This window comes from Shouchella rhizosphaerae, assembly GCF_036700015.1.
Lineage (GTDB): Bacteria > Bacillota > Bacilli > Bacillales > Bacillaceae_D > Shouchella > Shouchella rhizosphaerae.
The window spans coordinates 3,053,083-3,072,908 of the sequence record NZ_CP144921.1 but is presented as its reverse complement, the minus strand read 5'-3'; the positions used below and the strand labels follow the sequence as shown (position 1 = coordinate 3,072,908).

At 46.2% G+C, this 19,826-nt stretch carries 17 protein-coding genes; 5 read left to right on the top strand and 12 right to left on the bottom strand.

The features are described 5' to 3' along the window. Positions 1-13: 13 nt before the first annotated feature. Both V5G21_RS15175 and V5G21_RS15170 read right to left on the bottom strand, forming a co-directional pair. Entirely contained in the window at positions 14-1,495 is a 1,482-nt protein-coding gene (locus V5G21_RS15175) for a response regulator transcription factor (protein WP_212930207.1), read from the bottom strand. Further along, positions 1,488-3,287: a sensor histidine kinase gene (locus tag V5G21_RS15170; protein WP_212930208.1), complete on the bottom strand. Its 1,800-nt coding sequence runs from the start codon at positions 3,285-3,287 to the stop codon at positions 1,488-1,490. The genes V5G21_RS15175 and V5G21_RS15170 overlap by 8 nt, the downstream gene beginning before the upstream one ends. A 448-nt stretch (positions 3,288-3,735) precedes the next feature. Here V5G21_RS15170 and yicI point away from each other — a divergent pair, with 448 nt between their 5' ends. Beyond that, positions 3,736-6,039, top strand: coding sequence for an alpha-xylosidase (gene yicI, locus V5G21_RS15165; protein WP_212930209.1), 2,304 nt, complete (start codon positions 3,736-3,738; stop codon positions 6,037-6,039). 105 nt (positions 6,040-6,144) lie between these two features. Here yicI and V5G21_RS15160 read toward each other — a convergent pair whose 3' ends face one another. The 8 genes from V5G21_RS15160 to V5G21_RS15125 all read right to left on the bottom strand — a co-directional run bounded on the left by V5G21_RS15160 (position 6,145) and on the right by V5G21_RS15125 (position 14,556). Continuing rightward, complete coding sequence (locus V5G21_RS15160; RefSeq protein ID WP_063608622.1) at positions 6,145-7,368, bottom strand: MFS transporter; 1,224 nt, start codon at positions 7,366-7,368, stop codon at positions 6,145-6,147. A 21-nt stretch (positions 7,369-7,389) separates the two neighbouring features. Next, on the bottom strand, positions 7,390-8,382 hold the full coding sequence (locus tag V5G21_RS15155; protein ID WP_063608623.1) for an ROK family protein: 993 nt from the start codon (positions 8,380-8,382) through the stop codon (positions 7,390-7,392). 154 nt (positions 8,383-8,536) lie between these two features. Further along, positions 8,537-9,997: a protein adenylyltransferase SelO gene (locus V5G21_RS15150; RefSeq protein ID WP_212930211.1), complete on the bottom strand. Its 1,461-nt coding sequence runs from the start codon at positions 9,995-9,997 to the stop codon at positions 8,537-8,539. A gap of 144 nt (positions 9,998-10,141) precedes the next feature. Then, the gene (locus V5G21_RS15145; protein ID WP_212930212.1) at positions 10,142-11,308 is read right to left on the bottom strand and encodes a UxaA family hydrolase; all 1,167 of its coding nucleotides are present in this window, start codon (positions 11,306-11,308) and stop codon (positions 10,142-10,144) included. Next, complete coding sequence (locus tag V5G21_RS15140; RefSeq protein ID WP_011245980.1) at positions 11,305-11,595, bottom strand: UxaA family hydrolase; 291 nt, start codon at positions 11,593-11,595, stop codon at positions 11,305-11,307. The genes V5G21_RS15145 and V5G21_RS15140 overlap by 4 nt, the downstream gene beginning before the upstream one ends. A gap of 159 nt (positions 11,596-11,754) precedes the next feature. After that, complete coding sequence (locus V5G21_RS15135; protein ID WP_095237011.1) at positions 11,755-13,038, bottom strand: TRAP transporter large permease; 1,284 nt, start codon at positions 13,036-13,038, stop codon at positions 11,755-11,757. Next, positions 13,016-13,531: a TRAP transporter small permease gene (locus V5G21_RS15130; protein WP_035202042.1), complete on the bottom strand. Its 516-nt coding sequence runs from the start codon at positions 13,529-13,531 to the stop codon at positions 13,016-13,018. The genes V5G21_RS15135 and V5G21_RS15130 overlap by 23 nt, the downstream gene beginning before the upstream one ends. Next, the gene (locus V5G21_RS15125) at positions 13,528-14,556 is read right to left on the bottom strand and encodes a C4-dicarboxylate TRAP transporter substrate-binding protein (protein WP_338464901.1); all 1,029 of its coding nucleotides are present in this window, start codon (positions 14,554-14,556) and stop codon (positions 13,528-13,530) included. The genes V5G21_RS15130 and V5G21_RS15125 overlap by 4 nt, the downstream gene beginning before the upstream one ends. Positions 14,557-14,724: 168 nt before the next feature. On the opposite strand from V5G21_RS15125, the gene V5G21_RS15120 reads away from it, so the two are divergent. From V5G21_RS15120 to V5G21_RS15105, 4 genes are all read left to right on the top strand, one after another. Beyond that, a complete protein-coding gene (locus V5G21_RS15120; protein ID WP_095237012.1) occupies positions 14,725-15,576 on the top strand; it encodes a helix-turn-helix domain-containing protein in 852 nt (283 codons plus the stop codon). A 160-nt stretch (positions 15,577-15,736) separates the two neighbouring features. Continuing rightward, positions 15,737-16,615, top strand: a complete 879-nt coding sequence (locus V5G21_RS15115; RefSeq protein ID WP_095316632.1) for a fumarylacetoacetate hydrolase family protein — start codon at positions 15,737-15,739, stop codon at positions 16,613-16,615. A 37-nt stretch (positions 16,616-16,652) separates the two neighbouring features. Next, positions 16,653-17,357: a peptidase E gene (locus V5G21_RS15110; RefSeq protein ID WP_095237013.1), complete on the top strand. Its 705-nt coding sequence runs from the start codon at positions 16,653-16,655 to the stop codon at positions 17,355-17,357. A 152-nt stretch (positions 17,358-17,509) separates the two neighbouring features. Further along, positions 17,510-18,331, top strand: coding sequence for an alpha/beta fold hydrolase (locus V5G21_RS15105; RefSeq protein WP_063608627.1), 822 nt, complete (start codon positions 17,510-17,512; stop codon positions 18,329-18,331). Between the two features lie 355 nt (positions 18,332-18,686). On the opposite strand, the gene V5G21_RS15100 is transcribed toward V5G21_RS15105, so the two are convergent. Next, complete coding sequence (locus V5G21_RS15100) at positions 18,687-19,142, bottom strand: CobW family GTP-binding protein (protein ID WP_306344763.1); 456 nt, start codon at positions 19,140-19,142, stop codon at positions 18,687-18,689. Further along, complete coding sequence (locus V5G21_RS15095) at positions 19,093-19,665, bottom strand: CobW family GTP-binding protein (protein ID WP_306344764.1); 573 nt, start codon at positions 19,663-19,665, stop codon at positions 19,093-19,095. The genes V5G21_RS15100 and V5G21_RS15095 overlap by 50 nt, the downstream gene beginning before the upstream one ends. Between the last annotated feature and the right edge of the window lie 161 nt (positions 19,666-19,826).

Below are 19,826 nucleotides of genomic sequence, written 5' to 3'. Positions count from 1 at the left end.
AAAATTGGAGTGTCTAGTCTTTCTTTCTGAATGCCGACGGCGACATTCCCGTGTATTTTTTAAACTTGCGGTGAAAGTAATCGACATTGGGATAGCCTACTTTTTCTGCGGCTTCGTATACTTTGCAGCCAGCGCGAAGCAGCTCTTTGCTTTTGTGAATCCGGACTTTATCCAAATACGTGTTAAAATAATCGCCTGTTTCTTGTTTAAAGCGTTTGCCTAAATAGGCGCTGTTGTAGTTTAAAACAGCAGATATCGTCTCAAGCCGTAAATTCTCGTCATAGCGGCTATCGATCATGTCGATCATTTTTTTAACAGCGGTGTCGTTGCTGCGCACGTTCGTATTGGCCGCAAGCTCGTCGCACAAACATCGAAGCACATGCCGTAACTGTAAAAAGTCTTCCGCTTCTTGAAGCTGTGCCGTGAAACGATAGCCTTTTTGCGCCCATTCTTTTGCCAACACATGGCTAGCGATTAAGCGTTGGATGACGTTCAGTGCCAATTCACTTGCTTTTGCTTTTAAAGATGCCTCCTTCATACGCCGGGCAGCGACATCCGCCAAAAAATCGGAGACTGCCTGTTTGGCCGGCTCTTTCTCGCCAATGTGGAGCGCCAAGTAGGTGCGCTCTTCATAAAACGAAAGCGGCTTTTTCGCTAGTTGCCCGTCTTGGAGCACAGTCGGCAGCTCTGAAATCACACTGCCTTTGTCTGCATAAAAAGCTAGTGAAAGGAGCTTTTTGGCAGCAGTATAGGAAACTTGAATCGCAGACAGCTTACGGACGCACTTCCCTAATGCCCCATGGCGCAAAGGCGCGAGCAAATGAGACGCCCACTGCTGCAACTCGCTTTTCGTTAGTCCCTCTTGAAGATGGCAAATCAATAAGCCAGCGTCCCCGCCTTTGGCAAAAGGCACAGCGGTGTGGGGAATCTGTTCGGCTAAGTGCTCTAATGCGTCTCTCTCCCCAGCGTGCACCAAAAATATTTGATACCGTGAAGCAGCAAGACCGAGGCGAGAGAAGTCCACACTTGGCGGCAGCGGCTTTCCTGCCAACAAGTTGAGCAGAAGGCGTTCTTGCTCAATCCGTACACTTTGCTGGCGCAAGACATGCGCTTGTTTTCTTTGTTCCAATTTGTGAAAGACGATTTGCAAATGCTCAATAAGCTCATCTTCCTCTAAAGGTTTGAGCAAGTACCCGTCTACGCCGTGGCCGATCGCCTCTTGGGCGTAGTGAAAGTCGGCATGCCCACTAAGCAATAAGAAAGGGACCGCTTCGTTTTCAGTGCGAATTTGCTTCAGCAAAGACAGCCCGTCCATTTGTGGCATTCGTATATCTGCGATGACCAAGTCAGGCTTATCGTGTTTGTATTTTTCAAGGGCATCTTTGCCATTGCATGCTAAGCTAGCCACTTCGAAGCCATAGTGTTCCCAGGGAATTAGATTTTTTACCCCTTCCCGAATCATCCACTCATCATCGGCAATCAACACTTTATACATAGCTTCCTTCCTCCTTCGGAATCAAAAAGCGCACCGTTGTCCCCTCTCCTTGGCTGCTGCTAATTAGGAGGCCGTCGGTGCCGTACGTTTGTTTTAACCGCTGATGGACATTGCGCAAACCAATCCGGTTTTCCGGCTTTTCGAGAGGATCTTCGATCATTGCCCGGACTTCTTGCTGCCGTTGTGGTCCCATTCCGATCCCGTTATCGCTTACTTCAATCCATATCCCATCTTCTGCCCGCTTGATGCGAATGTTCACATAACCATCTGCCTCTTTGGCTTCAAGCCCGTGGGAGACGGCGTTTTCGACGAGCGGTTGGATTGTGAGCGGAATCACAGCAACGTTATCGCTTGTGACAGCATCGTCCATGTCATACGTTAGGCGCTCGCCATAGCGAAACGACTGTATCTCTAAATAGCTCCGCACCATTTCTAGTTCCTCCTTTAATGGAATCATACTGCTGCCGACTTCTAAACTTTTTCGCAATAGCTGCCCTAGGCGTTTGACTGCCTTCGCAATGTCCGTTTCATTGCTCATATGGGCGCGCATCCGGATCGCCTCCAGCGTATTAAACAAAAAATGGGGATTCATTTGGCTCGCCATCATTTTAAATTTCATTTCATTTTGCTTCCGTTCAAGGGCTGTTTTCTGTTCATTGGCTTCGAGCAACTGGGCAATCGATTCGTTCAAGTCATCAATCATTTTGTTTAGCTGCAAAGAAATTTGGCCAATTTCATCTGTTCCATCGAGTGCAACTTTCGTTGTTAAATTGCCTTGTGCCACTTCTTTCATCGTCGCACTTAAACGCGAAAGCCTATTCACATAGCCCCATGAAAACCAAACGATCAAAAATAACGAGAACGCAATGCCGAGCCCGGTAACAAGAATGCCAAAATAACTAAGTTTTTTCGCAGCGCCAACGATATCCTCGGTATGGATGATGGAGACAATCCGTAGTTGGTTTTGGCTTAGCTCGGGAAACAAACTTGTTTCCATCATGTGAATCGGTTCCCCATTTGCTTGGCCTTCGTAAAATCCATGCTTTCCTTCTCCCCTGTCTGTCACTACGACAAGCTCGTCTAAGTTTTCGCCAATGAATGACGGTTCCGACGACGAAATAATGGAATTCTGTTCATCGACAACGACCGTCTGGTGCGTTTCCTGTTGCATAATCGTTTCCAACAGGTCAGGGGCAATCGTAATAACGAGCAATCCGAATGTGCCGTATTCAATAAAATTAATCCGTTTCATTAAACTTAAATAGTGGCCGCCACCTTGCGTCTCATCTTGCAAATAAAACCATTGGTAAAAGCCTACATCCTCTTTTGCGATGGTGTACCAACTAGCCATTTGCGACCCTTCCACTGGTATAAACGTCCAGTTATTCAACAACGTTGGGTTGTCCACATAAAGGCGGATCGTTTCAATTTCTGGGTGGTTTCCTTTATGGTAGGCAAAATCAGGGTAAGAGCGGTATGCTTGAAAGACAGAAAATGAGTGTTCGTAGTCGGTGTTGACCAATTCGCTTAACCGTTCATCAAATTGCAAATGATTCGCAACCATAATTGGCCCTTTCAGTACTTCATTGATTCGCTGTTTGACACGTTCGACATTCATGTCTGCCTGTTCTTGCGCATCCTTTATGGCATTGGCTTTTAATTCATTGGTTAAAAACAAGCCAACAACGGCAATTGGAATGACCACGCTAGACAAGAACATCAGAATAAGCTTATCCCGTATTTTGATTTGATTCAGTTTCGTCGAAACATATTGATGAAAAGCATTCCTCATGTTGTCATCTCCTTTAAGCAAACGCTTTCAATTGTGCCCTCATTATAACGTATGCCTAAAAAGCCGAATCCGCTATGGTTGTCGATTCTTCGACAACAATCAGACTGATGAAAACACTTGTCAGACAAAGATGCGAGTAGACCGTAGGAAAATGCCAACGACGACAGAAGCGCCCGTTTGGCTATCGCTGTTGTTCCTGCGTCTACATTCAGTGTAGGACAAAGGCAAGGACGGCATATAGAGAGAAAATCAGTGCAAATTTCATGTTAAAATTATAGGTAACAAAACATTACTGTTGCTGGAAAACCTCCATGCAATCAAGACTTTTCCCCGGCCCTCCTGTCGTTTTTTTGCTTTTTTCCCTTTAGCCGCCTCATTGCGCATGGCGGCAATCTCATGTACGATAATCCCGATTTCGAAAACGCTATCATATAAATGAGGTGAGACGATGAAGTTCAGCAATGGCTGCTGGATGAACCGAGCAGGCTTTGAAATTCGATCTCCGCAAGAAGTGTATGACATTCGCAAAACAGATTCAGAGGCAACACTGTATGGCCCATTCCAAAAAATCGCCCATCCAGGGATGACGCTTGACGGCGGCATGATGACCGTCACTGTATCGGCTCCTATGAATGATGTGATTCGTGTCCATAGCGTCCACCACGGAGGCGGCGTTGACAAGGGGCCCCATTTCCCTCTATATACGGAAAAAGCAGACATTACCAGCAAAGAAGACGAACAGTCCTTTTCTTTCCAAAGCGGCGAACTTGTTCTAACGGTCAACAAAAATGTTTGGCGCTTCGCTTTTTCACGAAAAGGCGACTTGGTTACAACAAGCGAAAGGCAATGCTTAAGCCATATTGTCGATGATAACGGAGCTCCCTTTATGCGGGAACAGCTGTCACTCGACGTCGGCGAATACGTATATGGGCTCGGCGAGCGGTTTACGCCATTTGTAAAAAACGGCCAATCTGTTGACATTTGGAACGAAGACGGCGGCACTGGTAGCGAGCAAGCTTACAAAAACATTCCGTTTTATGTGAGCAATAAAGGCTACGGTATTTTTGTCAACCATCCAGAACGGGTATCTTTTGAAATCGCTTCAGAGAAAGTATCAAAAGCGCAATTTAGCGTCCCCGGCGAACAGCTTGAGTATTTCATTATTTCGGGTGACACGCTTAAAGATGTGCTCCGCACCTACACAAACCTCACCGGCAAGCCGCCACTGTTGCCAAAGTGGTCATTTGGCCTGTGGCTAAGCACGTCATTTTTAACAAACTATGACGAAAAAACGGTCCATTCGTTTGTCGACGGCATGCTAGAACGGGACTTGCCCTTTGATGTCTTCCATTTTGACTGCTTATGGATGAAAGAGTTCGAATGGTGCAACTTTCAGTGGGATGAACGGACATTTCCAGACCCAAAAGGCATGCTTTCCCGTTTAAAAGAAAAAGGGCTAAACATTTGTGTATGGATCAATCCATACATCGGCCAAAAATCACCGCTATTTGCCGAAGCCAAGCAGAAAGGCTACTTGCTAAAGCGCCCTGACGGCAGCGTGTGGCAGTGGGACAAATGGCAGCCTGGCCTTGGCGTAGTTGACTTTACAAATGAAGAGGCAAAAACGTGGTATACAGACATGTTGGAAACGTTAATTGACATGGGCGTTGATAGCTTTAAAACCGATTTTGGCGAACGAATACCGACGGACGTCGTTTATGCAAATGGAGCAGACCCTTTGAAAATGCATAACTATTACACGCACCTTTATAACGAAACCGTTTACACATTGCTTGAAAAGCGCCTAGGAAAAAACAAAGCGGTCCTGTTTGCCCGCTCGGCAACGGTGGGCAGCCAGCAATTTCCAGTCCATTGGGGCGGCGATAGCTTTTCCACATACGCTTCGATGGCCGAGACGCTCCGTGGCGGCCTTTCACTTGGACTAGCCGGCTTTGGCTATTGGAGCCACGACATTGGCGGATTTGAGACAGGCTCTACGCCTGATCTGTACAAGCGCTGGACGCAATTTGGCTTGCTGTCCTCCCATAGCCGTTACCATGGAAGCGGCGATTACAAAGTGCCATGGCTGTATGACGAGGAAGCGGTAGATGTCACACGGTCGTTTACGAAATTGAAAAACCGATTAATGCCTTATTTATTTGCCAAAGCCGTCGAAGCAAGCAAAGATGGCGTGCCAATGCTGCGGCCGATGCTGCTCGAATACCGAGATGACGAAACATGCCACACACTTGACCGCCAATACATGCTTGGCGACCGCCTGCTCGTCGCGCCGATTTTTAATGACACAGGAAACGTCCGCTATTACGCACCAGCAGGCAATTGGACCAACCTCCTGACAAACGCGTTCATCGACGGCGGAAAATGGCATAGCGAACACCACAGTTATGAAACATTGCCACTGCTCGTCCGCGAAAACACGATTCTCCCTTTCGGCGCAGAAGAGCAAACAGCGGACTATGATTATACCGAAAATGTAGCCTTTCATTTATTCGCGATTAGCGATGAAGCAACGTGTACGATCTACGATGAAAACGGGACAGCTGCCGCTTCTGCCCGCGCCTCAAAATCAGGCAACACACTCGCTTTGAGCGCAAACGGCGTAACAGGAACATGTACTTGGCTGCTGCGCAACGTCGACACCATTCTCTCCATAGACGGCGGGACGTGGATACCACATGAGCTTGGCATCTTAATAGAGGGCGAAGAAGTAAGCGTCACATTGCCTGATTAACGTAAGAACGGGGCAGCCGTCGCTGCCCCGTTTCAAACTGTCTATTGCGGCTTTCACTCTCCTGACTTGTCAGGTTCTCATCAACATTTTTCTCTGTCGTCCTCGTCAACCAACTTCACTTATCCGTTCACTGCCACCTTTTCCCGCTTCTGTAAACAACCGTTTGCGAAAATGGAAGATGAGAAACATTAACGCTGTCATCACGAGCGCAAACGCGAAGATCACGAGCAGTGTTACTTGCACGGAATAATGATCAAGCAAGCTTCCTGTTAGACGAGGCAACAGCGCTCCGCCTAGTCCACCCATCGCAATTAACAAGCTCGTTGTCCGGTCTTCAAGCCCTGGCAGCCCTTCATTGACAACAAGCAATCCTAACGAAAAGATGCCTCCCATTAGCAACCCTGCGAAAAAGATGACGATAAAACTGATGATGTAATGGGGAGAAATCGCAAACAGTCCGAGCGTCGCTAACTGGCCAAAAACAGCAAGCAAAAACAAGGTCGCGACGTTTACTTTGCCGACGACAAAGACCATGACCATCCGGCCAATCGTCATCGCCCCCCAAAAGACGGTAATGCTAAGGGCAAGCACAGACGGGGAAAGGTCAGATGTCATTGCTAAAATCGAAGGCAAATAATTCGGGAACGTCATTTCGACGCCAACATAGCAAAAGAAAAAGATCGAGCCAAATAAAACTAATGGCAGCGACGTTTTTGGATAACGAGCCTTTAATGGCTTCTCTCCCCCATCAGCAACGGCAACGGCTTCTTTTGTTAGCAGCGGCTCATGTTCATCAAAACGAAGAAACAGCCATAAACAGGAGCTAACCATTACAGCTGCGCCGACGACCAAAAACACCATATTCCAAATTCCATTTGCAATCAATAGAGCGGAAAGGACGGGCACAGCCAGCGCGCCTACCCCGAAAAACACTTCTGTCAGCACCATAATCGAAGCCTTTTTTTCCTTCAACTTGCCAATAATTAAACCGGCAAGCACGGTCTCTGTAAGCCCTAACCCTGCACCTCCAAGGGGGATGATGGCAAGCAATACATTCCAAGGCAGCATCAAGAACAGCGACAATTGCGAGGCTGCAAACAACGCTAACGCCAACAGCAAAACGAGTCTGCGGCCAAGTACCTTTATAACAAGAGGCGCAAACAACACCCCTACTAAAAATCCAAGAAATTGGTTCATAATTAGCTGTCCGCCATCACGGTAATCAAGCTGATACGCATCCATCATTGGCTCTAGGACAGAACCGATAATAATATGGCCAAACCCGGCAAGCAAATACGCCAAACAGGCCATCCATACGAGTTTTCTCATCGTTTCCTCCGATTTCGTCTCTCATTCATACGCTTTTTCTTCTAGTCCTCTTAACACCATCGCCTTTAAGCCTCGCAAAAAATCAGCACCATAACCGTCGGATACAATCACTTTCGGCGAGACTGGCATCGGATGATCGTGCTCGTGTGCTTGCCAAGCAGCTAGCAATTCTTCTTTGTTGCAGCGATGTTGGTAAATAATGATTTTGTCAGGGGCAAGCACCGCATTAAGCAGTTGCAGCGTGTAGCAAACGAATTCAGTAAAACGCCTGCTTTCAAGCGGCTGGTACCAATCAACGTCGACAGGCAGAAATTTAATTTCTCCCGCCATCCCGTTTTTGCCTTTAAACAATTTTCCGTCTATATACATGGCTGAACCAGGTGGGCGATGTTCTGGAAAAAAGAGGCCAATGACAGACTCCCCTTCATTTGGCGGATATTTTGCACAATAGCCGCTCAAGGCAGCATTAATGTCATTTTCCCACCATACTGGCAAAGCACATCGCTGTTGGATCGTTTCCGTTAACCTCGCGCCAATTAGTTTTTCATGGCTGCTGACTTTCATTTCTCCGTCCACTTGCTGGCCAGGAATGCCCATTCCAATCATTTTAATCGCCGGATAGGCCGCTACATATTCATCGACAAGAACACAAATCGCGTCCACATCAAAATTGGCAACTACATGTGTTTGTTTTTTCAAGGCATCGCCGTTTAAGTTAATCACCGATACAAGTACTTCTTCCTTATGCTCATGAAGGATTACCAACAACGCCATGCAAACGTCATAGTTGTAATGATACGTGACTGGCGGACGGCCTCCCGTTGAATGAGCTGCCTTTCCTTCGTAGATTTCCCCTATCTGTATAAGCTCTTTTACAAGCGAGGCGATTGTCACAACGCTTAACCCAGTTGCTTCCGCCAATTCCGGTTTTGTCGCACTTCCTGCTGTCCGCATGGCACGGCGCACATTGCCCAAATTGATTTCTTTGAGCAACTGCGTATGCGCTTTTCCCATAGGCACCTCCATCCCTATCTTTATAAATTCGCTTTATAAAGTCATTTAACAAAGTAAGTATGGCTCAGCAAGCACTTGCTGTCAAGACAAAAAAAGAGCATAACACTTGGTTATGCTCTTTCTTTAGAACATGGGTAGCACCCTTTTTTTACACTTATGTGCCACAATAGGTCACATAGCCATGTTGGCAACGTTCTGGCACCTTGGCATATCGTTCTTGCTCTTCGCTGTACGCATAAGGCTCTTTTAATACAGCAATCAATTGTTTCACCAAGCTGTCATCTTCTTCATCGACTGCAGCCGCAAGCGCTTCTTCGACGCGGTGGTTACGTGGGATAACGGCAGGATTGTTGGTTCGCATCAGCTTCATCGCCTCATCCTTCGTTTGCGCTTGCCTGCTTTGCCGCTGTTGCCATTGTTCGAGCCACTCGGAAAATTCAGCAGTTCCATTCATCGCCGTTTTTTCTGGTTGGCCTAGTGTTAACAACCGGAATGTATTGGTGTAATCCGCTTCATGCTCATGCATAAGGCGGAGCAACTTCTCTACAAAGTCCTTGTCACCGTCTTCCGCATTGAATAAGCCTAGCTTTTTGCGCATGCCTGCCAGCCAATTGCTTACGTATTGGCCTTTAAAGCCTTCAATCGCTGATTGGGCCATTTCCACCCCTTTAGTTTCATCTTCAGCAAGCAAAGGCACGAGTGTTTCAGCGAACCTTGCCAAATTCCAGTTGGCGATTTGCGGCTGGTTGCCGTACGCATACCGCCCTTGCGTATCAATCGAACTAAATACAGTCGCCGGGTCGTAGGTATCCATAAAAGCACAAGGCCCGTAATCAATCGTTTCCCCGCTTATCGTCATATTGTCGGTGTTCATGACGCCGTGGACAAAACCAACAAGCTGCCATTGGGAAATTAGGTTAGCTTGGCGGGAAATGACTTGTTCCAACAAGGATAAATAAGGATTCTCGCTTTCTGCTAGTTCTGGATAGTGGCGCTTAATCGCATAGTCAGCCAATGTTTTCACATCGCTTACTTCGCCACGCCCAGCTGCATATTGAAACGTGCCCACACGAAGATGGCTTTTAGCGACACGAGTCAGCACAGCGCCAGGCAGTTCTGTTTCCCGCCATATTTCTTCTCCTGTAGTTACAACAGCGAGACTTCTTGTTGTCGGAATGCCAAGTGCGTGCATCGCTTCACTAATCAAAAATTCCCTTAACATCGGTCCAAGCGCCGCACGACCGTCGCCGCCACGGGAAAAAGGCGTCCGCCCTGATCCTTTTAACTGGATGTCAAAGCTATTGCCATCAGGCGTGATTTGCTCGCCAATCAGTAATGCGCGGCCGTCCCCTAACATTGTAAAGTGGCCGAATTGGTGTCCAGCATATGCTTGCGCAAGCGCCTCCCCTCCCTCAGGGATCACATTGCCTGCAAGGACGGCGACGCCTTCAGGCTGCTGCAACGCTTCCCCATTCAAGCCAAGGACAGTCGCCAACGGTTCATTAAAGAGGACAAGCTTTGGCGACCGCACTGGGTTTGGCTTAAGACGGGCGAAAAACGGCTGTGGAAGACGGGCGTAACTGTTGTCAAAATTCCATTTCGCTTGTTCAGTCATGGTATCCCCTTTTCGTATGTGCCATTGATTATAGTCAGTGTTTGTTGTTTATTTTCCATTATACATGGCATCATTGCACATACCAATGATAACGGCCGCCTTCCCTTTTCGTCAGCCAACGCCAGCGGAGATTGAACGTGCTGCTTAAAAAGTAGGGCCAATCCGCCAAATGCCAAAATCATGCTGTTTTAAGATTTCCGCTTTCGTTCGTTTGCCTGACGCAACTGCAGCGACTTCTGCTAATAGGCGTTCGCCTGTTGATTCGATGCTTTCTATTCCCTCAATAATCGTACCTGCATTAAAATCGATGTTTTCGTTCATTTTTTCAAACATCGCCGTGTTGGTTGCGATTTTAATGACTGGGGCAATTGGCGAGCCAGTCGGCGTGCCTCTTCCACTTGTAAACAAGACAAGTTGCGCGCCCCCTGCCGTCATCCCTGTAAGCTGCTCAATATCGTGACCTGGCGTATCCATCCAGACGAGGCCTTTTTTCGTTGGTCGTTTAGCATAATCAACAATTTCATGCAATGTTCGTGTTCCCGCTTTTGCTGCTGCACCTAAAGACTTTTCTTCTAATGTCGTTAGCCCCCCTTGTTTATTGCCTGGACTCGGGTTACCGGTACGAATGTCAACACCCATTTGATAAGCGCGGTTTTCCATTGCTTCTATCACTTCATAAACACGCTTGGCGACGTGGTCATTGGCTGCCCTGCCGGCGAGTAAATGTTCAGCACCGATTAACTCAGTCGTTTCAGCCAAAATCGATGTGCCTCCATAATCAGCAATGGCATCGCTGACATAACCGACAGCGGGGTTGGCCGACAATCCAGAACAGGCATCGGAGCCGCCACATTCCGTGCCGACAATAAGATCAGAAAACGCAATCGGTTCCCGTTCTAGCATGGACGCGTCTTGCACCATTTTGGTCGCAATCCGCGCTGCTTCACAAGTCGCTTGCAACGTCCCGCCATAGTCTTGGATCGAGACTAGTTCAACAGGCTTGTTGCTCTTCTTAGCAATTTCTTCAGCGACACTTTTTCCTTGGTGTGTTTCACACCCGAGCCCCATTACAACCACTCCGTAAACATTTGCGTTTAATCCCATTCCGACGTACGTCCGAAACGTTTGCTCATAGTCGCTTCCCACTTGTGCACACCCGTGCTGGTGAATGACAGAAACAGTGCCATCGACCAGTTTGGTTACGTTTTGCGCAGCCTGGGTGGCACAGACAATCGTTGGCAAAATGAGCACATGGTTGCGGATGCCGACTTGACCATCTTGACGGCGAAAACCTGTTAATTTTAAACTCATACGCGTTGATCTCCCCTTCCCCTTTTGCCTTCCACATTATGGAGATGGACATGCTCTCCTGCTGCAATATCGGTTGAAGCAACACCGATCACTTCTCCATATTTTGTAATGTCTGCTCCCTTTTTGATCGGACAAAGGGCAAATTTATGGCCAAAGCCTATATGATTTTTTAAATGTAGTCGCTGTTCTCCGGCGAGCGTGACTACTTGCCCTTTTTCAAAATCCCGCAAGGCAGTGGCGACATTGTCCTTTTGCTGCATGACGACATGGGTCTTTGTTTCACTCAAATTGCCTTCATCCTTTCCATTCAAATGGAACAGCAAACCAATGTTTTGGTAGCATTCCAATGTGTGGTCATCACTTCCTTGATCAACCTACATACACAGCCGCAAATGGAGCGACGGCCATTTTCATTGGCAACTGCTCCGACACAGGTCTTTGCGATCTTAAGACAAGACAGACGGCAACCATAACGACAAAGCCGGGATGAAAATAATGATTAGCGTTAAGCCAATCAGCAGCAGCCAAAATGGAATGACCTCTTTAATGAACGTTTCAATTTTCACCTTTGTAATCGAGGCCGTTGTGAACATAATCGTGCCAATCGGTGGTGTAATTGTGCCAATGCTCAAACAAAGAATAAAAAAGATTCCAAAATGAACAGGGTCAATTCCGTATGTCTCTAGCATGGGCATAAAGATTGGCGTTAAAATAATGAGCATGACGTTTCCTTCAATAAACATTCCGACAATGAGCAGAAACACCAACAATAACACTAAAAATGCAAGTGGCTGTTCGACTGAAGTAGTCATTGCAGAAGCAAGCTGTTGCGGGACTTGCTCAAGTGTCAACATCCAGCCGAATGCGGTGCCTGCTGCAATAATAATCATGACAGTGGCAATAATTTGCACGGATTCTTTCGCAGCGGAGACTAAATCCTTGAACGTCATTTCCCTGTATATAAACAAGCCAATAACAAGTGCATACAAGACTGCAACGGCTCCAGCTTCAGTCGGGCCAAACATCCCTAAACGGATGCCACCGATAATAAGAATTGGCAGCAAAAGAGCAAGCAAAGCGTCTTTTGAAGCAATCGCTACTTGTTTGAAAGAAGGGAAAGGGTTCTTTTCTTGCTCAAAGCCACGCTTTTTAGCGGCAAAGTGGACATAAACGAGTAAAATCGCTGCCAATAAAAAACCTGGGATAATACCGGCAATAAATAAATCACCGATGGAGACATTGCCTACATAGCCATATAAGATCAAAGCAATTCCTGGAGGCAAAATCGGCGTAATGAGCGAGCTTGTCGCTGTTAATGCTGCTGAAAAACCAGGCGCGTACCCTTTTTTGACCATTTCTGGGACGACAATTTTTGATTGCATTGCGGCGTCCGCTACATTCGAACCCGATAAGCCACCCATTAGCACACTAAGCAACACATTCACTTTCGCCAATCCGCCAGTCAAGTGTCCGGTTACAAGTTTGGCAAATACAAGCATTCGTTTTGTAATTCCGGTATAGTTCATCAAAACGCCAGCAGTGATAAAAAAGACAATCCCAAGCAACGGAAAGGATTCAACTCCGCTTACTACCCGTTGCGTCAATGTTTCATTCATAAAGCTTGGATTGACAATAAAGTAAATAGCCACACCTGCAAGCATCGCGTAAGCTACAGGAACATTCAGGACAATTAGAAGCACAATCACACTAACGATCAAAAGAAGCATCATCGCTATTCCTCTCTTCCTGGTAAATAAATGAGCGGTCCTTGCGCAAAAGTACGCTGACTAAATGATAGAGCGCAAGGATGCCTCCGACAGGAAGCGCCATATAAATGAGGCGAAAAGGAACGCCAAGCACAGGTGTTACCTTCCAATGAGTATCAACGGCTAGCTTTGCGCCCCAATAAACAAAAACAACGCCTGTCACAGCTAGTAACACAAATAGGCGAAAACGTTGCACCCACATGAACGCCCCTTTAGGCAGTTTGCGGACAAAATAATCAATTCCAACATGTTCATTTCGCTTCATGACAGCACTAATGCCGACAAACGTTAACCAAACAAACAGCGCTAAACTTATTTCTTCGCTCCACGTAATCGGCTGGGACAGCACAAATCGGAAAAACACATTGGCACCAATCAACATGACAATCAGGCTCAAAGCAATCGCACCAATCCAATCATCAACCGACTCAAGCCAATTATTCGCTTTCTTCTTCATTCCTCTCCCTCTTTCGGCCTCTGTGCCATTAAATCGCGCACGTTTTCGTAAAGCCCTGGTGACCATGATGGCATCTTTTCGTAAAAAGGAGCGACTTTTTCTCGGAACAGAGCTTGATCGACGTCATTGACCATCATCCCTTCGTCGACGAAAAATTGCAGCGCCTCCTGTTCCTTTTGTTTGGTAATGTCATAAGTATACTCAGCCGCTTCCTCACTCGTTTCAGCAAGGATCTTGGCAAGGTCATCAGGCAAATCTTCCATCATTTTCGCACCTGCCACCCACACACTCATTACTTTAATGTGGCCTGTTAGTGTTAAATGTGACGTCACCTCATTCGTACGAGTGCCCTGAAGCACAGGTAGAGGATTTTCAGCGCCATCAATGACCCCTTGCTGCAATGATGCATATAAATCACCAAGTGGAAGAGGCGTTGGCGAAGCTCCTAACTCTTGGAAAGCACGGATATACAAGTTGTTATTTGGGACACGAATTTTCATTCCTCGCAAATCATCCGGTGTGTTGACTTCTTTTTTGGTCATCAAGTGCCGCTCTCCGTAAATTGTCCTCTTCCCTAATAGAGAAAGTCCGAGCTCGTTCATCTCCTCTTCAAGCCCTGCATACCAATCGGTCGTCGTCAAATAAAGCAAGTCTTCAAAGCTCTCTGCTAAATATGGCGCCCCTAAAATGCCAAAGTCAGGTACGTAATCCATTAAAAAATCATACGCAGTGAAGACGATGACGTTGTTGCCGCGCATCGCCAACTCAATCATGTCACTTTCACTGCCAAGCTGAGAGCTAGGGTATACTTGAAGTTGCAAGCGACCGTTGCTCGCTTCTGCTGCTAGTTCTTGCCATTTCCTTGCCTGTTGATCAATTGGTTCCCCAGGCTGATTCCCATAAGCAATATTAATTGTATACACATCGTCTAACGCCGTCTTCGATGCCACGGTCGGATACCCACAGCCAACTAACAGCAAGCACCACATTGCACATACGACTGTTTTGAACGTCGCCCCCTTCATTGGCATCCATCTCCCTTTTGCTGTAATCGCCTTTCTCACGATCCAGTGCGACCAACAGAAAGCGCTTTCAAATATGGTCCTCTGTATGCTACCATGATTACCAAACACGATAAATTGCGATTGTGGGTGTAAAAGTTGCTTTTTTTAGTCTAAACCAGGAGGTGCTATATGGGGCCGATTCGCAAATGCTTTAACCAATCTCACATTGTGCCTTTCCAGCTTGTCCATAACAAAACCAAATCATGTGACGACGAATTGCCACACCATTTGCATGAATGGCATGAAATCATTATGGTCCATCAAGGTACGTGCACGTTTTTTATTGATGATTGTTTTTTTGAGCTTGCTTCAGGCGATATTGTGATTGTCCCCGGCAACAGCATTCATTGTTCGCTTCTTGACAAAGGCAAAACCGTAACAACGTCCGCATTGTACTTTTGTCCAAGCTTGCTTGCATCGATGATCGGCTCCGAGTCTGACTCACTCCATTCTCTTTTTACAACGGCTAAAACAACAAAACAGTACCGCTATTATATTGAACGAGAGAAACGGGCGTTTTTAGCTGGCCTCTTTGACGAAATAGCCAAAGAAACTGCTATTGCTGATTTGTATTCAGGCGAAACAGTGGCGTTGCTTATCCGCTACGCAATCGTGTTTGTCTCGCGAAACTGCGGCACTGCCCAAGAAAAACTGTCTCCGCTCGTACCTGCATGGATAAAAGAGAGCTTAGCTTATATTGACGCCCATTTGCACGAAGAACTCGATTTAAAAATGTTAGCCGCCCATGCTTGTGTCCACCCCTCTTATTTCAGCAAAAAATTCAAAGCCTCTATTGGCCTGACTTATATCGAGTTTTTAAAGTCAAAACGCCTTGTTAAAGCAAAAGATTTGCTAAAAACGACTGACCTTAGCATCCAAGCCATTGCTGAAGCCTGCGGCTATCATAGTATGCCCCATTTTTATCGGACTTTCCGGGCTGCAACTGGAACAACGCCAGCCGCATACCGAAAAAACAGCTAGGCATTCACAATAAGAGCAAGAGCCCCATCATTGATAGCACGGATAAAAAGAAGCAACTAGTCTACGAAAGAAGTCGATGATTGATTTCTGATTTTTATGCTAAAATAGAACAATCATCTTTAAAAGCAGCAGTTAACAAACCAAAAAAGGAGCGGTTCCCTTGAAATTATGCACGTTGGAACACAACCACTTAGGCGTCGAACGAAATGGGCAAATTGCGAATATTTATGAGGCTTTGCAAGCTCGCCCTGCTGAGGAAGTCCCAGCAACAATGGACGAATTGATCAATCAGCCGGAATCGCTGCCAGCTTTAGAAGCTTACATGCAAACATTAGAACAAACAGGGCCTTACATGCATGCCATTGAGTCCTGTACGTTTGGCCCTGCCATTCCGAACCCAGAGAAAATCATTTGCATCGGCCTTAACTATAGGCGCCATGCAGATGAAACAGGTTCCCCTTATCCAGAAACGCCGATTCTCTTTAGCAAATTTAATAACACCCTTACTGGTCATGGCAGCAACATTGTCGTTCCTCCTGTAACGCAAGCATTGGATTACGAAGTGGAGCTCGCTGTTGTCATTGGCAAAACGGCGAAACAAGTCACTGAGGACGAGGCGCTTGATTATGTGTTAGGCTACTGCACGGCTAACGACTTGTCCGCCCGTGATCTGCAAATGAAAACAGCGCAATGGCTTTTAGGAAAAACATGCGATGGGTTTTGCCCAATCGGTCCGTTTCTTGTCACAAAAGAAGACATTGCTGATCCGCAAAACTTAGCGCTTGAGACAAGAGTCAACGGCGAAATCAAACAGCAATCGAATACAGCCGATATGATCTTCACATGTGCCGAGATTATCAGTTATGTTTCCCGCCACTTTACGCTAAAGCCAGGGGATATTCTCCTTACTGGCACGCCTGAAGGAGTCATTCTCGGCCTACCTGAAGCAGAGCGGCGTTATTTGCAACCTGGAGACACCGTTTCCGTTCATATTGAACAATTAGGGACATTAACAAACAAGCTCGTGAACGCTGAATAAGAGCAAATCGTTCGTTATTAGAGAAAGGATGAATCGAATGAGGCAAATCATTGCCCTTGGAGGAGGAGGGTTCTCGATGGAACCTGACAACCCTTTATTAGACCGCTACATACTGAATCAATCCGCCAAACCTAAGCCAACCATTTGCTTTATTCCGACTGCTAGCGGTGATGCCGAACATTATATCGCTAAATTTTACCACTTCTTCCGCAACGAACATTGCCAGCCTTCGGATTTGTCTTTATTTAGACCGCCGACTCGAGATTTAGAAAGCTATTTGCTTGAAAAAGACATCATCTATGTAGGCGGCGGAAACACGAAAAATTTGCTCGTTTTATGGAGGGAATGGGGCTTAGATGCGATAATGAAAAAAGCGTGGGAACAAGGAACCGTACTAGCAGGCATTAGCGCCGGTTCAATTTGTTGGTTTGAAGAAGGCGTGACAGACTCTTACGGAAAGGGGCTCGAACCACTAACCAATGGACTTGGGTTTTTAACGGGAAGCAACTGTCCCCATTATGACGGCGAAACAGACAGAAGGCCGCGCTATCAGCAATTCGTAGCGGCTGGCAACATCAAACCTGGAATAGCCGCCGATGACGGAGTCGCCCTTCATTATAAGGAAAAAGACGTGTGGAAAATTGTCAGCTCAAGGCCGCAAGCGAAAGCCTACCAAGTCGATTATGATGGCAAACAGGTGAAGGAAGTCGAGTTAGAGACAACATTTTTAGGGGCTGATTGAAAAGGAGCATCCACGGAACGCATGACTTGAGTAGCGACGTTTGCCTTTGGCGCTGCTTTCCGGCGCCTTTCCTGTCCATGCGCTGCTGAGGCCGAGGCAATCGGATACATGCAGCTGTTTTCAAAATCGGTCAACACAAAAGGAGAAACACAATGAAATTAAAACAACGAGTCCTTGAAAAGGATGGTTGCCCAATTCATTATTGGGTGACTGCCAACCATCGCGGCCCTTGGTTGATTTTCATGCATGGCGCCGGTACGGACCATCGCATGTTTGCTGAACAGCTTCATGTAATCGATGAAACGTACGGCCTGCTTTTGTGGGATGCACGAGGGCATGGGCTGTCCCGGCCAATTGGGACAGATTTTACGATCAAGCTGTTGATCGATGACATGTTGGCGATTATGACGAAAGAAGGCATTGAAAAAGCGACATTTATCGGCCAATCGATGGGCGGAAATGCAGCTCAAGAGTTGGTCTTCCACCATCCAGACAAAGTCGAGAGCTTGGTTTTGATTGATTGTACGTGCAATACGCAAAAGATGACGTTCATAGAGAAAGGATTAATCACCCTCACGCCGCTGCTCTTGTCACTGTATCCGTGGAAGATGTTAGTCAATCAAAGTGCACGCGCTAGCTCGATTAAACCCGATGTGCAAGCCTATTTACGCGAGTGCTTTCATACGGTTGGCCGGAAGGATTTCCCAAAAATCTTTCAAGGCATGCAAGACTGCTTGCACGAAGAAGAAACATACCATATCCAAAAACGATTTTTACTTGTCTGTGGCGTCAATGACCAAACAGGCAACATAAAAAAAACAGCACCACGCTGGGCGAAGCGAGAGCCAAATGGAGAGTTCTATTGGATTGACAATGCCAGCCATTGCGCCCATCAAGATAACCCTGAAGCGTTTAACAAGGTGTTTTTATCGTTTCTTGACAACGTTTATTCCTCGCATTCCGATAACGGATGAATACTGCGCGATTCTCGTGTTGGAGGTTTTATGAAAAACATTCTTCTTGGTTTCTTAGCGGCACTAGGGGCGGCGCTCGGATCGGCAATCATCCAGACCTTTTTTGACAGCATGAACAGGTTTTATGTACTCGGCTCCGCTCTCGGGGCATTCTGCCTTATAGCCGTGGTTAGGCCTCTGTATCTGAAAGCTTATAGAGAATGAGCCACTGTTTTTAGAAGCAGTGGCTCATTCCTTATTCTCGTCCTTATCTTGATCCATGTACACTTTTCTAGGATAGAGGCTTGTCCGTTGTACAAAGATCTGCCAACTATCTATTCATTGTGATCTTCAACCAAGCCAAAATCAATACGATTTAAGTCGCAAAAAATGAAGCACGACAATAGTGAAAGCCTTTCGCTAGTTCCTGTTTGTCAAGATGCTTGCCAATAAAAACAATTTCACTTTGCCTCTTTTCCTCTTTCGCCCACGGCGCTCCTTCTGTACTTGCAAATAACATATGTACGCCTTGAAAAACAACTCTTTTCTCAAGTTGCTTTATATAAAGGACACCTTTATAACGATACAACGTTTCCCCTTTAAATTGGACTAAATAGGCGAACCAGTTGTTCACTTTTTCTAAATCAAGGGGATGACCTTCCTGAAACACAAAAGAAGTCACTTGTTCATTATGGCGGTGGTGATGCATTTCGGTTAATAAAGTTGGATCTATTTTCACTACATTTTTTAAATCAAAGGATTTTTTGCCAACGACATCTCGACTATCTACCTGTGCAAATGTTGTATAAATTTGCTTCGCATGTGGGTTCATATGAGTCAGCCGTTGTCCCAGTTTTTTTTTCATCGTCCGTAATCAAATCAACCTTATTTATTAAGAGAACATCAGCAAAAGCGATTTGTTGCCCAGGCTCTTCTTCCGCTAAATGTTGCCAAATATGTTTGGCGTCAACCATCGTAATCACATGATTGATTTCAAATGAATGGGCCGTTTCCTTATCCATTAAAAATGTTTGAATGACGGGTGCCGGATTCGCCATACCTGTTGTTTCAATCATAATACGGTCAAGCGGTTCTTCTCGTTTAATCAAATTCCTTAATCGATTGATTAAATCAGCCCGTACATTGCAACAAATACAACCACTATTCACCTCTATAATTTCTTCCTTAGTTGGCACGACCAAGTGGCTATCAATCGATGTATCGCCAAATTCATTAATGATGACAGCCACATTTTGCTCATCTATCCCTTTTAAGAAGTGATTGAGCAATGTGGTTTTCCCTGCACCTAGAAAGCCCGTTAAAATCGTTACCGGAACCGTTTGTTGTTTTGGCAAGCCTCTTTTTCCTCCATCGCCTACATTTCCAACTTTGATCGTAACATGTGTTGCCGCAAACACAAATCGTATCAATTACGATTTAAAAGAATTATATGATGTTCATGTAGGAATGTAAATAGTAAAGATGGTGCCCTCCCTCATACGTCGTTTTTCGACAC